Source organism: Shigella sp. FC1661 (assembly GCF_001712525.1).
GTDB lineage: Bacteria > Pseudomonadota > Gammaproteobacteria > Enterobacterales > Enterobacteriaceae > Escherichia > Escherichia coli.
Window position 1 is genome coordinate 1 of the sequence record NZ_MDGW01000012.1, and the last position, 13,783, is coordinate 13,783.

The 13,783-nt window shown below is 50.0% G+C and carries 12 protein-coding genes and 4 pseudogenes; 6 read left to right on the forward strand and 10 right to left on the reverse strand.

The window, feature by feature from the left end; all coding sequences use genetic code 11:
• Nucleotides 1-285, forward strand: a pseudogene (locus tag BFF42_RS00955) (IS1-like element IS1X2 family transposase); the annotation flags it as partial.
• Between the two features lie 46 nt (nucleotides 286-331).
• A complete protein-coding gene (locus tag BFF42_RS00960; RefSeq protein WP_000281320.1) occupies nucleotides 332-676 on the forward strand; it encodes a DUF2002 family protein in 345 nt (114 codons plus the stop codon).
• A gap of 36 nt (nucleotides 677-712) precedes the next feature.
• Here the strand turns inward: BFF42_RS00960 and alaE are convergent, their stop codons facing one another.
• Entirely contained in the window at nucleotides 713-1,162 is a 450-nt protein-coding gene (alaE, locus tag BFF42_RS00965) for an L-alanine exporter AlaE (RefSeq protein WP_000492656.1), read from the reverse strand.
• A gap of 652 nt (nucleotides 1,163-1,814) precedes the next feature.
• On the opposite strand from alaE, the gene stpA reads away from it, so the two are divergent.
• The gene (gene stpA / locus BFF42_RS00970) at nucleotides 1,815-2,219 is read left to right on the forward strand and encodes a DNA-binding protein StpA (protein WP_000115383.1); all 405 of its coding nucleotides are present in this window, start codon (nucleotides 1,815-1,817) and stop codon (nucleotides 2,217-2,219) included.
• A gap of 46 nt (nucleotides 2,220-2,265) precedes the next feature.
• On the opposite strand, the gene ygaP is transcribed toward stpA, so the two are convergent.
• Both ygaP and BFF42_RS00980 read right to left on the reverse strand, forming a co-directional pair.
• Nucleotides 2,266-2,790, reverse strand: a complete 525-nt coding sequence (gene ygaP, locus BFF42_RS00975) for a thiosulfate sulfurtransferase YgaP (RefSeq protein WP_001229467.1) — start codon at nucleotides 2,788-2,790, stop codon at nucleotides 2,266-2,268.
• Between the two features lie 9 nt (nucleotides 2,791-2,799).
• Nucleotides 2,800-3,099 (reverse strand): ArsR/SmtB family transcription factor, encoded by a 300-nt coding sequence (locus BFF42_RS00980; RefSeq protein WP_000137280.1) that lies wholly within the window; start codon nucleotides 3,097-3,099, stop codon nucleotides 2,800-2,802.
• A gap of 182 nt (nucleotides 3,100-3,281) precedes the next feature.
• Here BFF42_RS00980 and BFF42_RS00985 point away from each other — a divergent pair, with 182 nt between their 5' ends.
• Both BFF42_RS00985 and kbp read left to right on the forward strand, forming a co-directional pair.
• Nucleotides 3,282-3,440, forward strand: coding sequence for a YqaE/Pmp3 family membrane protein (locus BFF42_RS00985; RefSeq protein WP_000508177.1), 159 nt, complete (start codon nucleotides 3,282-3,284; stop codon nucleotides 3,438-3,440).
• 83 nt (nucleotides 3,441-3,523) lie between these two features.
• Complete coding sequence (gene kbp / locus BFF42_RS00990) at nucleotides 3,524-3,973, forward strand: potassium binding protein Kbp (RefSeq protein ID WP_000522424.1); 450 nt, start codon at nucleotides 3,524-3,526, stop codon at nucleotides 3,971-3,973.
• Here the strand turns inward: kbp and csiR are convergent, their stop codons facing one another.
• The 7 genes and pseudogenes from csiR to BFF42_RS01025 all read right to left on the reverse strand — a co-directional run.
• Nucleotides 3,974-4,636: a DNA-binding transcriptional regulator CsiR gene (gene csiR / locus BFF42_RS00995; RefSeq protein WP_000156827.1), complete on the reverse strand. Its 663-nt coding sequence runs from the start codon at nucleotides 4,634-4,636 to the stop codon at nucleotides 3,974-3,976.
• A 20-nt stretch (nucleotides 4,637-4,656) separates the two neighbouring features.
• Nucleotides 4,657-6,057, reverse strand: coding sequence for a GABA permease (gene gabP / locus BFF42_RS01000; RefSeq protein WP_012421455.1), 1,401 nt, complete (start codon nucleotides 6,055-6,057; stop codon nucleotides 4,657-4,659).
• A 237-nt stretch (nucleotides 6,058-6,294) separates the two neighbouring features.
• Nucleotides 6,295-7,561 (reverse strand): annotated as a pseudogene (gene gabT / locus BFF42_RS01005) (4-aminobutyrate--2-oxoglutarate transaminase).
• 13 nt (nucleotides 7,562-7,574) lie between these two features.
• Nucleotides 7,575-9,010: pseudogene (gene gabD / locus BFF42_RS01010) on the reverse strand (NADP-dependent succinate-semialdehyde dehydrogenase).
• Nucleotides 9,011-9,032: 22 nt separating this feature from the next.
• The gene (gene lhgO, locus BFF42_RS01015) at nucleotides 9,033-10,301 is read right to left on the reverse strand and encodes an L-2-hydroxyglutarate oxidase (protein ID WP_000271932.1); all 1,269 of its coding nucleotides are present in this window, start codon (nucleotides 10,299-10,301) and stop codon (nucleotides 9,033-9,035) included.
• A 19-nt stretch (nucleotides 10,302-10,320) separates the two neighbouring features.
• Nucleotides 10,321-11,298, reverse strand: coding sequence for a glutarate dioxygenase GlaH (glaH, locus tag BFF42_RS01020; protein WP_004986208.1), 978 nt, complete (start codon nucleotides 11,296-11,298; stop codon nucleotides 10,321-10,323).
• 336 nt (nucleotides 11,299-11,634) lie between these two features.
• Nucleotides 11,635-13,404: pseudogene (locus tag BFF42_RS01025) on the reverse strand (alpha amylase C-terminal domain-containing protein); the annotation flags it as partial.
• Between the two features lie 92 nt (nucleotides 13,405-13,496).
• Here BFF42_RS01025 and BFF42_RS01030 point away from each other — a divergent pair.
• Nucleotides 13,497-13,783: transposase (locus BFF42_RS01030; RefSeq protein WP_000567737.1), on the forward strand; the 287-nt coding region annotated here is incomplete at its 3' end.

Sequence of the window (13,783 nt, forward strand, 5' to 3'; positions counted from 1 at the left end):
GTCTTCGGTGAACGCACTCTGGCCACACTGGAGCGTCTTCTGAGCCTGCTGTCGGCCTTTGAGGTCGTGGTATGGATGACGGATGGCTGGCCGCTGTATGAATCACGCCTGAAGGGAAAGCTGCACGTTATCAGCAAGCGTTACACTCAGCGCATTGAGCGACATAATCTGAATCTGAGACAACATCTGGCAAGGCTGGGACGGAAGTCACTGTCGTTCTCAAAATCGGTGGAGCTGCATGACAAGGTCATCGGGCATTATCTGAACATAAAACACTATCAGTAAGTTGGAGTCATTACCGGCCCGCGGTTGAAAATAACGAGGATCAAATATGTATTTACGACCAGACGAGGTGGCGCGCGTACTTGAAAAAGTCGGTTTTACTGTCGATGTGGTAACCCAGAAAGCGTATGGTTACCGCCGTGGGGAAAATTATGTCTATGTTAATCGCGAAGCGCGAATGGGACGTACCGCTCTGGTAATTCATCCAACATTAAAAGAACGCAGTTCAACACTGGCTGAACCCGCTTCCGATATTAAAACTTGCGATCATTACCAGCAATTTCCGCTCTATTTAGCAGGCGAGCGACACGAGCATTACGGTATCCCGCATGGCTTCAGTTCGCGTGTTGCGCTTGAACGTTATTTGAATGGTTTATTTGGCGAAGCCAGTTAAAGACGCGACTGGCGATGCCAGTCGCGAAAAGAAGAGTCAGGCTTTTACCTGCTGGTAACGGCTGACTTTAAACAGTCGGCGGCAATAATCGAGGAAGTAGCCATAAACCGCCCCCATCAACATCGAAACAACGATGTTTGAACTGACCGCCGCCATAATCTGATGCCAGTCTGCGCCCACCACTAACAAGATCGCCACATACACCGGTGACTGGAACGTCACATAAGCCAGGATATCAGCCAGATTTTTTATCCAGCCCGACGGGCTAACTTTGCGTGCCGCGCGCATAAACAGATCGCGGTACATACCGTATGGCCATGCAATTAAGATGTTCACCGGAATCGCTACCAATCTGGAATAAAAAGACTGTTCGAAGCTCATTCCGGAGAGGAAAACTTCAATACACATGTTCACGACAGAACAGTAAACAACCATCGCGAACGTATCTGCAACTGCATGACGCAAGCGTGACTGCGGTGAGAACATGCTAATGCTCCTTAATAAAGCGTAATGGGATGTTAATGGAGATGAAAGCAGTGGATCTCATTGCCATCTGCATTTTCGCATAGCGTATATCGCTGGCTATGACTAATCAATTAGTGAAAAACTTTTATTTAGTCAGTTTTTGTAGATAAAATATTCCATAACGGCTCGTTTTTTGTACATTGTGGATTTTTACATGCCGATATGATTTATTTTCAATCAAATCAATTGGATATGACCTTGCCTTTAAGTTTGGGGGTGAGGTAACGCTATAAGCGTAGAGAATTCGGTGTTTGTCGTGACCGGGTCATTTACAGCATTTTTGATGCCAGAAAATGTACATTAACAGCAGAAAGCACCAGTGAGGGGTGTTTTCTTTTATTCTGTTATATTGCATTTTTATTCACTTCGGTTTTATCAGGCTTGCGGAGTTAGCGAGCAGAGAGCGCCACTCTGTTCACCAATAACCTAAATTACTCATCAAAATGGCTAATATATAATCTTGAAATTATTCTGAGAGTTTCAGAAAATAACAGCTGAAATAATCTCGCGCAGGACTGTAAATAGATTAAATTTTGTGGAAATATAATAAGTGATCGCTTACACTACGCGACGAAATACTTTTTTGTTTTGGCGTTAAAAGGTTTTCTTTATTATGTCCGTAATGTTACAAAGTTTAAATAACATTCGAACCCTCCGTGCGATGGCTCGCGAATTCTCCATTGACGTTCTTGAAGAAATGCTCGAAAAATTCAGGGTTGTCACTAAAGAAAGACGTGAAGAAGAAGAACAGCAGCAGCGTGAACTGGCTGAGCGTCAGGAAAAAATTAGCACCTGGCTGGAGCTGATGAAAGCTGACGGAATTAACCCGGAAGAGTTATTGGGTAATAGCTCTGCTGCTGCACCACGTGCTGGTAAAAAACGCCAGCCGCGTCCGGCGAAATATAAATTCACTGATGTTAACGGTGAAACTAAGACCTGGACCGGTCAGGGCCGTACACCGAAGCCAATTGCTCAGGCGCTGGCAGAAGGTAAATCTCTCGACGATTTCCTGATCTAATTACTGAGGCCGGATGTCGCTGCTAGGGCGCGTCCGGCGTCGCTTCTCAAGCTCGTTGGTTCCACGGCATCTTATCTAACAACCTTGCCATTCCACAAAAACCGCTGATTCCTGCAAACAGTAACCCGGCACCAACAAAGCCACTTAATAAGAAGAAACCGCTATTTACGGTATAACCCAGTACAACGCCGATTAATATTAAACCACCCGCAGCGATCTGCACCTGGCGCATTAACGGCAAGGGTTGAGATTTATTTACCGCTACTGGCAATCCAGCTCTTTTCCAGCCATCAATCCCATCTTCGAGTAAAAATATTTCTGCGGGAGCGGCAATCGCTGCTAATTTATCGGCGTTATTACTGGTGCGTTTACCTGCCTGGCAGTGGAATATAATTTGCTCGCGACGTAATTTAGGTGGAAGACCTGACTGTTCCAGCACGGATAATGGAGCCAGATCTGCTTCAGGAATATGTTCACGAAGATATTCATCAGCGTCACGAATATCGATTAACTTTGCGCCGCGTGCGATTAATTCTTGTGCATCATGCGGCGAAATGGTTGTCAAAGCCATAGTGACTCCTTACGGACAATAGACATTTTTCAGGGTGGCGATAATAGCATTTACCGCCTCATTTTTAATGGAATATAGAATGCGTTGGGCATCCCGTTGGCTGTCGATAAGCCCTTCGTCCCGCATACGAGCGAGATGCTGTGATGTCGCAGAGGCACTCAGTCCGGTAATGCGCGTCAGCTCTCCCGCGCTGGTGCCGGGGGAACCGCTAAGCATGCACAGAATCAGCAATCGTTTAGGATGGCTCATTGCTTTCAATAAGGCCGCTGCCTGTTCGGCACTGGCCTGTAATTGCGCGAGTTCAGTCATATTTATTTAAGTATTTTCTAAATTAAGTAAACTCTAAACTAAAAATGCAACATATACCAGCCTCAGCAGCGTAAATGAGAGTAAAAGCGTAAGCTGAAACTGGCAGGCTCCGCTAAAATTACTACGCTTAAGAGATAAAATCTCTTTTTAAACAATGAGTAATTTTCTTATAGGGAGTACATATGGGTTTCTGGAGAATCGTCATCACCATCATTCTGCCGCCGCTCGGCGTGCTGCTCGGTAAAGGGTTCGGTTGGGCGTTCATTATTAATATTCTGCTGACACTGCTTGGGTATATCCCCGGTTTGATTCACGCGTTCTGGGTGCAAACCCGCGATTAAACCTGTGCTCCCCCCCGCGGCGTTAACGCGCCGCGTTCCTCTGCTACACTTTCTGAGTGTTTCCGTTAACGAATGAGGTAGCTATGGGTCTGTTCAATTTTGTGAAAGATGCCGGAGAAAAACTCTGGGACGCGGTTACAGGTCAGCACGATAAAGACGATCAGGCGAAGAAGGTGCAGGAGCATCTGAGCAAAACCGGTATACCTGATGCCGATAAAGTGAACATTCAAATTGCCGACGGCAAAGCGACGGTCACTGGTGACGGCCTGAGTCAGGAGGCGAAGGAGAAAATCCTTGTTGCGGTGGGGAATATTTCCGGTATTGCCAGTGTTGATGATCAGGTGAAAACGGCGACACCAGCCACTGCCAGCCAGTTTTATACCGTTAAGTCTGGCGACACTCTGAGTGCCATTTCCAAACAGGTCTACGGTAACGCTAATCTGTACAATAAAATCTTCGAAGCGAATAAACCGATGCTAAAAAGCCCGGATAAAATTTATCCGGGGCAAGTGTTGCGTATTCCGGAAGAGTAGTTAATTGCCAGCCATCGCCTGCTGGATAATGGGAATTGGCGTCAGTAAATGCTGGCGCATTAACTCACTGGCGCGCGCGGTATCTCGCGCCAGTACCGCCGCAGTCAGGGTCTGGTGCTGATCGTGTTTATCCTCCAGCATTTCTACCGAAAGCACCGTTCGCCGCAGCCAGATAAATCGATAGCGCGCCGCCAGATCAAACAACCGTTCACGCATTTGCAGCAAATAGTGAGAACCACAGCCCGCCACAATTGCTGTATGAAACGCCTGATGACGCAGATCCCACTCATCAAGCATTTTCTCGCTGGCGTCACAGGCTTCCAGCTTACTGAGCAGATGCGCTTTTGCGAGAACTTCTGCCTCCCACTCATCGCTACCGCGGGCAATCGCCAGACTCACTAACATCGCTTCCATATTGGCGCGGGCATCGAAAATATCGAGCAGCTCCTGCTCTGACATAGACGCCACCCGATACCCTTTTTGATTCACCACCGTGACCAGCCGTTCCGCCACCAGTTGAGAAAGTGCTTCCCGCAACGGCCCAACGCCAAGTGCATAACGCGATGTCAGCAAACTCATCCGTAATTTTTCATCCGGTTGAAAATTACCGCGAATAATATCGTTCTTCAGCCAGCGATAGCCATCCAGAGACGTAATGGTCATGGTGTGACTCCTGATTATTATCAGCGCGTATTATGAACGGGTGTTTTTTGCCACATTATCAGCTTATTCCAGCGCGCCATAATTGGCACGGTACAGATAATCCCTATTGCTAATAAGTCGGTGGAGATCACTTCTAACTGTTGCGCCGGGCGGAATAGCATCACTACCAACACAAAGGTAATAAAGCCGATGACCAGCCAGGTGAGCCAGGGATAAAGCCACATGCGCAAGCGAATTTCGCTTCCTTCTGCTCGCAGAATTTTGCGCATCCGCAACTGTGAAACGGCGATGACTAAATAAACCAGCAGGGCGATAGCGCCGGAGCTGTCGATCAGAAATTTAAATACCTTCGCAGGCGCGTAATAGTTCACCACCACCGTTAAGAATGCCGCGCCGGTGGAGAGTAACACCGCCACGTACGGGGTTTTACTGCGGTTGATTTTACCCATTACCGCAGGCGCATCTCCGCGACGGCTTAAGGAGTAGAGCATCCTGGAAGCGGTATACAGCGCCGAGTTCAGGCAGCTGGTTACGGAAAGTAATATCACACAGTCCATGATTAATTTCGCATGGGGAATATTGAGCAATTCCAGTACCGAGCGATAAGAACCGACGGCTTTTAGTCCGGGCATATTCCACGGAATTAATGCCACGACGACAAAAATAGAGCACAAATAGAAGATAGAAATACGCCAGATAACCGAGTTAGTGGCGCGGACAATATGTTTTTCCGGCGTGTCGGATTCCGCGGCGGCAATGGTGACAATTTCTGCGCCCATAAACGAGAACATGGTGATCAACATCGCGCTTAATACCGCACCGAAGCCGTTGGGCATAAAGCCGCCGCTATCCCACAATCTTGAGATCCCGCTCACTTCGGCATAAGGGTAAAAACCGCTAATTGCGACTGCACCAAGGAAAATAAAGGCCAGGATAGCGATGACTTTGCACAGCGCCAGCCAGAACTCAAATTCGCCGTAGTTTTTAACGCTTAATAAATTACTGCCAGTTAAGGCAAGGGTAATGACGAGGGAAAATAACCAGATGGGAATGCCTGGAACCCACGAGTGCAGGATCATGGCGGCGATGTTGGCTTCCAGCGGGATAACCAGTACCCAAAACCACCAGTACAACCAGCCGATGGTATAGCCCGCCCAGCGACCAATGGCTTTATCGGCATAGGTGGAAAACGAACCGGTATCGGGCGTGGCAACCGCCATTTCCGCCAACATCCGCATAATCATAACCACCAGTAGCCCGGCGAACAGATAGGCCAGTAATACCGCCGGGCCCGCTTCGGCGATGGCGACGCTGGAACCGACAAACAGACTTGCGCCGATAACACCGGCAATAGACAACATGGTGACGTGGCGTGATTTCAGCCCGCCGCCTAACTCATGTGGTTGCGATGATTGCCCCATCCTGAATCCTCTCGAAAGTGTGTCACTTGGGAGAGCGCCCCGACATTTCCCGCGCCGGGTCACGCGTTTAATTGTTATTGATTCTTTTTGCCGGAGAGCGGCTCCGCATTATCCGGCCGACATAGATTTATTCCTGTTCACGTACAGATTGTCGGATGCGGCGTAAACGCCTTATCCGACCTGGATTCTCGTAGGCCGGACAAGACGCGCAGCGTCGCCTCCTGCATGGGGACGGTGCTACTGCTTCGCCTCATCAAAACACTGACCGATAATCTCCAGACCCTGACGGATCTGAGCGTCTTCAATGGTGAGCGGTACAAGGATGCGCAGCACGTTGTAATACGGGCCGCAGGAGAGAAGAATCAGGCCCTTATCGCGGGCGCGTGCCACGATCCCGGCGGTGAGTTTTGCGTCCGGTTTGCTGTGATCGCCATCTTCAAACAGCTCGATGGCAATCATCGCTCCCAGCCCGCGTACGTCGCCGATCTCCGGGTGTTTTTCGGCTATCGCCAACAATCCGTCTTTTAGCTTCTGCCCCAGATCGTTGGCTTTTTGCAGCAGATTTTCCTGCTCGAACACCTTCAACACTTCCAGCGCAGCCACGCAGGCAATCGGGTTACCGGCATAGGTGCCGCCCAGACCGCCCGGTGCAACAGCGTCCATCACTTCCGCGCGCCCGGTGACGCCCGCCAGCGATCGATTTCGCAAAGGTGGTAAGATCCGGCGCCACGCCCATCTGCTCCACCGCAAACAGCGTGCCGGTACGCCCCGCGCCGCTCTGCACTTCATCGGCAATCAGCATGATCCCGTGCTCGTCACACAGAGCGCGTAAACGCTGCATAAAGGCTGGCGACGCGGCGTAGAAACCGCCTTCGCCCTGAACCGGCTCAATCACGATGGCGGCGATATCTTCCGGCGCGGCATCATTTTTGAAGATCCGGTGGATGCTGGCGATAGCGTCATCCTCGCTTATGCCGTGCAGCGGGCAAGGATAAAGCGCGCGATAAACATGACCCGGCATCAGCCCCATGCCCGCAGAGTACGGATTCACCTTGCCGGTCAGCGCCAGCGTGTAATGCGTGCGCCCGTGATACGCGCCGCTAAAAGCGATGGTGCCGCTACGTTTGGTGGCGGCGCGGGCGATTTTTACCGCGTTTTCCACCGCTTCGGAACCGGTCGTAACCAGCAGCGTTTTCTTGGCGAAATCGCCCGGCACCTTCTGATTCATAATCTCGCACAGCTCCAGATACGGCTCGTAAGCCAGCACCTGGAAGCAGGTGTGCGACAGTTTTTTCAACTGCGCTTCCACCGCGGCCACCACCTTCGGATGCAGGTGCCCGGTATTGAGCACCGCAATCCCGCCCACGAAATCAAGATACTCACGGCCTTCAACGTCCCACACCCGGCAGTTTTCCGCGCGGTCAGCGAAAATCGGGTGAATTTGCCCAACGCCACGGGGAATCGCCTGACTGCGGCGCTGCATTAACTCTTTATTGCTGTTCATTCGCATTCTCCAGTTAAAGACCGATGCACATATATTTGATTTCTAAGTAATCTTCGATGCCATACTTCGAACCTTCACGACCCAGACCCGAGGCTTTGATGCCGCCGAACGGGGCCACTTCATTGGAAATAATGCCGGTATTGATGCCGACGATGCCGTACTCCAGCGCTTCGCCCACGCGGAAGACGCGGCTTAAATCACGGGCGTAGAAATAGGCGGCAAGGCCAAACTCGGTGTCATTGGCTTGCGCAATCACATCGGCTTCATCTTTAAAGCGGAACAGCGGGGCGAGGGGGCCGAACGTCTCTTCTTTCGACACTTTGGCGTTGGCCGGCACGTCCACCAGAATGGTCGGCTGGAAGAAGTTGCCGCCGCGTTCATCCGCTTTACCGCCGCAAACCACACGCGCACCTTTCTCCAGCGCATCGGCAATATGCTCTTCCACTTTTGCTACCGCTTTTTCATCGATCAGCGGCCCGATGGTGACGCCTTTATCCAGCCCGTCGCCGATGTGCAGTTTGCTCACCGCCTGCTGCAATTTTTCGGCAAAGCGGTCATACACGCCAAACGGTTGGCGCAGACGCAGGTTTGCCCGGCGTTGCGGAATTTCGAGGCCAGCGCGCCTTCCACGGCTTTATCGAGATCGGCATCGTCAAAGACGATAAACGGCGCGTTGCCGCCCAGCTCCAGCGACACTTTTTTGATGTCTTTCGCGCACTGTTCCATTAACTGTCGGCCAATTTCGGTCGAACCGGTAAACGACAGTTTGCGTACCAGCGGGTTGCTGGTCAGTTCATTACCGACCGCGCCTGCCGAACCGGTGACCACGTTAAACACGCCAGCCGGAATGCCCGCGCGAATCGCCAGCTCCGCCAGCGCCAGCGCAGAGAACGGTGTCTGACTGGCGGGCTTCAGCACCATGGTGCAGCCTGCCGCCAGCGCCGGACCGGCTTTACGGGTAATCATCGCCGCCGGGAAGTTCCACGGCGTGATAGCTGCGGTAACGCCAATCGGCTGCTTGATAACAATCAGGCGCTTATCGGCCTGATGACCGGGAATGGTATCGCCATAAATACGTTTGCCTTCTTCGGCAAACCACTCAATAAAAGAGGCAGCGTAGCTGATTTCGCCTTTCGCTTCGGCCAGTGGTTTGCCCTGTTCGAGGGTCATCAGGCGCGCTAAATCGTCCTGATGCTCCATCATCAAATTGAACCAGTTGCGCAGAATGTTGGCGCGTTCTTTGGCGGTGAGCGCACGCCAGGCGGGCAGGGCGCGGTTGGCGGCGTCGATAGCGGCGCGGGTTTCATCAGCGCCCATTTTCGGCACGCTACCCAGCTTGTCGCCGTTCGCCGGATTGGTGACGTCGATGATCCCGCCATTGTTGGCGTCCAGCCATTCCCCGTTAATCAACGCCTGCTGGCGGAATAAGTTACTGTCGTTAAGTTTCATTGTTACGTCCTGTTTTCAAAGGTTATTGATTAAATGCGGCGTGTAAGGCATCCACACTACGTGTCGCTCGCAGCGTGCGTCCGGGGTTACTCTGGCTTGCCAACAGCGTTTGTACCTTGCTGACAATATGCGCACCAATAGGAATTGCTGATGTCGCTGCCGGGGAGGGCGCATTGCAGGTGTGGATCGTGCGCGGGGTGGTGACAAACAGAAAATCGTCAATCAGCTTGCCGTCCGGCGATACCGCCTGCGCCCGCACACCGGCGGGCCAGGGCTGGAGATCGCTTAACGAAAGCCGGGGACAATACTTTTGCACCAGCCGCAGATAGCCGCTTTTGCACAGCGAGTTTTTCATCTCGCCCAGTCCTGAGCGTAGATGGTTTTGCAGCACCCGGCGAATCCCCGACGAGCCTAAAATTTCCAGCGTGTCGCTAAATGAGAAGTCGCGCTTGCGATAGCCTTCGCGTTTAAAAGCCAGCACCGCGTTTGGCCCGACGGTCACGCTGCCGTCGATCATGCGGGTGAGATGCACGCCCAAAAACGGCATTGCCGGGTCAGGGATGGGGTAAATCAGATGGTTAACAATCTGGTTATGCTCCGGCGCAAGGCGGAAATACTCGCCACGGAACGGGCAGATAATAAAACCCGGTTCGAGGCCGAGCATTTTCACCAGCCGGTTAGCCATCAGCCCGGAACAGCTAATCAGCGTCGATGCTTCATATTCGCCGCCCTGACGGGTTCGGACGACCACGCCGTTTTTATGCTCACTGAGGGCGCTGACTTCGGCGTTATAAATAATCTCACCGCCTCTGGCCTGGAAGATTTTTGCCATTGCCGCTGTGACTTCGCGATAGCTGACAATGCCGCTGGACGGCACAAAAATGCCGCCGAGCCCGGTGATATTCGGTTCGCGCTCGCGCAGTTCCTCGGCGTTTAACCACTCGCGCTCGATACCGTTCGCCGCCGTGCGTTCCCACAACGCGCGCATCCGTTCCATTTCGAGATCGGACGTGGCGATCAGCATCTTGCCGCAGTTGTCATAGCGAATGTCGTTTTGATCGCAAAAGGCTTTGGTGGCGCGGTTTCCCGCCAGGCAAAACTGCGCCTTCAGGCTGCCGGGCGTGTAATAGACCCCGGCATGGATCACGCCGCTGTTGTGGCCCGTCTGGTGACAGGCCGGGCCGGACTCTTTTTCCAGCAACGCAATGCGGGCATCCGGATAAACATCAATCAGTTGCATGGCGGTCGACATGCCGATGATGCCGCCGCCAATAATCACAAAATCATACATCCGCTCAATTCCTTTGCGCTTACTGATGCGTCTGGTAGTGGTGAGTGGCGTAAGCGAAATAGCCACGCTGACGCATCAGTTCACGGCGCAGATCCGGGTGCGGAGTAAAGCGGTCGCGACCGTGCAGCCAGAACAGGTTGTTTATCAACAGGAATTTGCCAACGGGAACGGGTACAGAAAGAATGCCTTTGCTGGTTTCAATGGCATCGGAAAGCTCGCTCAACCACACGCCTTCTTCAAAATCTTTTGGCTGGACGAACTGGTCGATATAGCGCATCACCGGGCGACCCTGTTGATCAACGTCGAACACTGGATGGAAAACATCTTTGCTGACGTTTTTGCTCGGCGGCGCGGCAAAGCGCATCGGGCGACGCGCCAGTGGATGGCGGAAATAGTGGTCCAGATGTTCCCAGTCATCGAGATGCAGCAGCAACGAATTTCCACCCTGCATGTTTTGCTCATCGATTTTCATCATCAGCACGTAATCGGTGATCTCTTCGACATACGTGCCGTCGTTGTGCAGTTCCATCACGCGGTGCGGCTGACGCAGATAGCTGTCTGAGTTATCGACATTTTTCACCACGAAACGCGCGTAATACTGACCGCTCATCGCATCGAAATTTGAGCGACCAATCAGATGCGCTACCGCCGTTGCCAGCTTCACCATCTCATCTGCCTGCGCCACATCATCGATACCCACCGCATTGATCAACAGCGCACCTTCAGCACGGTTTAGCAGGGGCTTCAACAGCAATGGTTGCAGCTGATTCGCACACAGATCGTCAAGAATTTTGCCTACCCGAAAACGCAGAAACGATTTGTACTCCAGCGCCTGCACGGGCCATTCGGCAACCTGTTCGAGAAACTGTTTGGTCGTCTGTTCGGTGAAGGTGAGTTCCAGCAGACGCGGGGATTGCGCCGACGGGATGAGAGTGAATCCGCTATAGTCCTGGCCTGAATCGACAGCGTTATTTTGTACGGCGATCAGTGCATTCATCAGAAGCGATCCTCTTATGAGATGTAGGGTGACATGGCGATGCTCATTTCGTAGCCATAATCTAAAAATATCTACATTTCTGAAAAATGCGCACAAAAGCGACATATTGTTTTCTTATTGTGATCAAAAACAACAAATTAGTAACATTTAACGTAGGGTATTAAGGCAAAGTGAGACAGGAAATGAATAACTAAAGCAACAGGTTAGGGGGAGTTAACATTAGAGAACAGATTATCTGGTCGATAAAAAACAGTAAATGGCTTCACTGCAAAATGACCGTTAGTAAACTAAACATATTATCTGCCCCCGTTTTATCGGGGCAGATATAACATTAAATTATAAATAGAGATAGTTCGGCGGTTCTCCTGTTTTCCCTAAAAGAAGAGCGCTACGCCCAGGAATATTGATATTTAGAGTTCCGCCTCTAAGCGTAAATACTTTACCAGGGGGGATAATTTTTCGGGTATTATTAATAATAATATTAACGCTATTACTCCCCATGTTTTTGTATATTCCAGGTTGCAATTTGTTAGGCCAGGTACCTTCAACTTCTTCGTTTCCTTTATTTATTATAACTAGTCCATCATGAGGAGAGTGATTAATGTTCACAGAATCCCCACGACTAAAGGCCAGAACGTTTTTAGTTGCAAATACACCCTCAAATGCGCTCCATATTCCTGCTTTATCTATATATAATGCGTGGAATTCATTGTAGAGCTGCTGATAGGTAGAGCAACCTTTATTAAGCCACGCCTCACCGCCGACACGCGTGGACCCATCATAATTTTTACTTTCAGTCGTTGATTTTAATACTTGGCCATCCCAGTAAACTAAAGGTCTGCTGAACGGGAGAGCGGCCATATATGCCATTGCTAATTGTTCATCTTGTTGATGGTTAAATAGAAAGCCATTGAAAAGATTACCATTGTTAGGAAAATCGTGGTTAATGTTAATCAATATCCGTCTTTCTGATGGGATACTTGAGATTGTGGAACCCGGTTTTGATGCAAGGGTTTGGAGATCTCCACCAAATGAAAAGGCTTTTATCGTTTTCATGAGTAAAGAAAAATCAATGGCACTTAAATCATCTCTCTCATAAAGCAGTGATGACATTTGTTGTTCATCCAACTGACAAGTTACCAGGTATTCCATGTAATTCATAACGGCTTTTTTTTGATATTTTGGGTTAAATAAATTAGTATTGTGTAACCGCTCATTATAATTTTTAAGCGGTGGGGTTATCGACCTCTCTATTTGTTCATGTTTTGAGTGTTTTGCCGCATCATAACGTAAACCTCGTACGCCATATTTTCGCATTTCTCGAACGTATTGATTTTGCAACATAATAACCTGGCCACTTTTGGGTGTTGTTTTAGGCATTCCATTTAAACGCTTTTCTTTTAATGCATGGAGGTTTTCCCATTCATCCTTAGAGATGTTATCTTTACTTGCTTCGAAGTCTTTTGCAGTGAGATGTATATCTTCTGGATGGATTTGTTTACGTTCTTTTGTTACTGGATCTTTAATGAATGGAATCAAAACCTGACCTTGCCAATAGCCAGGGATACCGCTTTCTATATCTTTACTGATCTTCGCTCGTATATCAGCAGAGGGATAATCCAGGTCATTTTTACCACTACCCCCGATTCCCATAAAGTTAAATGTATAATCAGGAATGATATCGATACCAAATTTTTTAGCATCTTTAACCAATGCGATAAAATCCTGCAAATCTCCCATTGGGTTATGGATGGTACAAAGATCTTCGGGTTGATAAGCATGAAACCAGTAACCTTTTTCTTCTTCGGGAGTTTCTGGTCCGTCGGCGCGGAAAGTTGTCACTGGAGGGATTTGTATATACCCATAATGGCAACGTGCAAACTCAGACATATTTTCCCTGATTTGCTGGTAGGTGGCATTAAAAGCATGAAGAATCGCTTCGCCAGGTTTTTTGGGGGTAATGATTTCACATTGTGATTTCTGAACAGCAGTAAGAGATTTACGCTCAAGTGTTTGCCGTAGATGTTCTGGATTGATTAGTATTTTAAATGTTTCTTGCTGTCCGGAAGGTGACGTCACGTTAATATTATATACATCGGCTGCCAGCTAGACTGGCCCCCTGAATCTCCAGACAACCAGTATCACTTAAATAAGTGATAGTCTTAATACTGGTTTTTAGACTAGTCATTGGAGTACAGATGATTGATGTCTTAGGGCCGGAGAAACGCAGACGGCGTACCACACAGGAAAAGATCGCAATTGTTCAGCAGAGCTTTGAACCGGGGATGACGGTCTCCCTCGTTGCCCGGCAACATGGTGTAGCAGCCAGCCAGTTATTTCTCTGGCGTAAGCAATACCAGGAAGGAAGTCTTACTGCTGTGGCCGCCGGAGAACAGGTTGTTCCTGCCTCTGAACTTGCTGCCGCCATGAAGCAGATTAAAGAACTCCAGCGCCTGCTCGGCAAGAAAACGATGGAAAATGAACT

Bases quoted from the DNA above. Each gene is read 5' to 3' on its own strand.
- BFF42_RS00960 (WP_000281320.1), top strand. From the start codon at position 332: ATGTATTTACGACCAGACGAGGTGGCGCGCGTACTTGAAAAAGTCGGT.
- alaE (WP_000492656.1), bottom strand. From the start codon at position 1,162: ATGTTCTCACCGCAGTCACGCTTGCGTCATGCAGTTGCAGATACGTTC.
- stpA (WP_000115383.1), top strand. From the start codon at position 1,815: ATGTCCGTAATGTTACAAAGTTTAAATAACATTCGAACCCTCCGTGCG.
- ygaP (WP_001229467.1), bottom strand. From the start codon at position 2,790: ATGGCTTTGACAACCATTTCGCCGCATGATGCACAAGAATTAATCGCA.
- BFF42_RS00980 (WP_000137280.1), bottom strand. From the start codon at position 3,099: ATGACTGAACTCGCGCAATTACAGGCCAGTGCCGAACAGGCAGCGGCC.
- BFF42_RS00985 (WP_000508177.1), top strand. From the start codon at position 3,282: ATGGGTTTCTGGAGAATCGTCATCACCATCATTCTGCCGCCGCTCGGC.
- kbp (WP_000522424.1), top strand. From the start codon at position 3,524: ATGGGTCTGTTCAATTTTGTGAAAGATGCCGGAGAAAAACTCTGGGAC.
- csiR (WP_000156827.1), bottom strand. From the start codon at position 4,636: ATGACCATTACGTCTCTGGATGGCTATCGCTGGCTGAAGAACGATATT.
- gabP (WP_012421455.1), bottom strand. From the start codon at position 6,057: ATGGGGCAATCATCGCAACCACATGAGTTAGGCGGCGGGCTGAAATCA.
- lhgO (WP_000271932.1), bottom strand. From the start codon at position 10,301: ATGTATGATTTTGTGATTATTGGCGGCGGCATCATCGGCATGTCGACC.
- glaH (WP_004986208.1), bottom strand. From the start codon at position 11,298: ATGAATGCACTGATCGCCGTACAAAATAACGCTGTCGATTCAGGCCAG.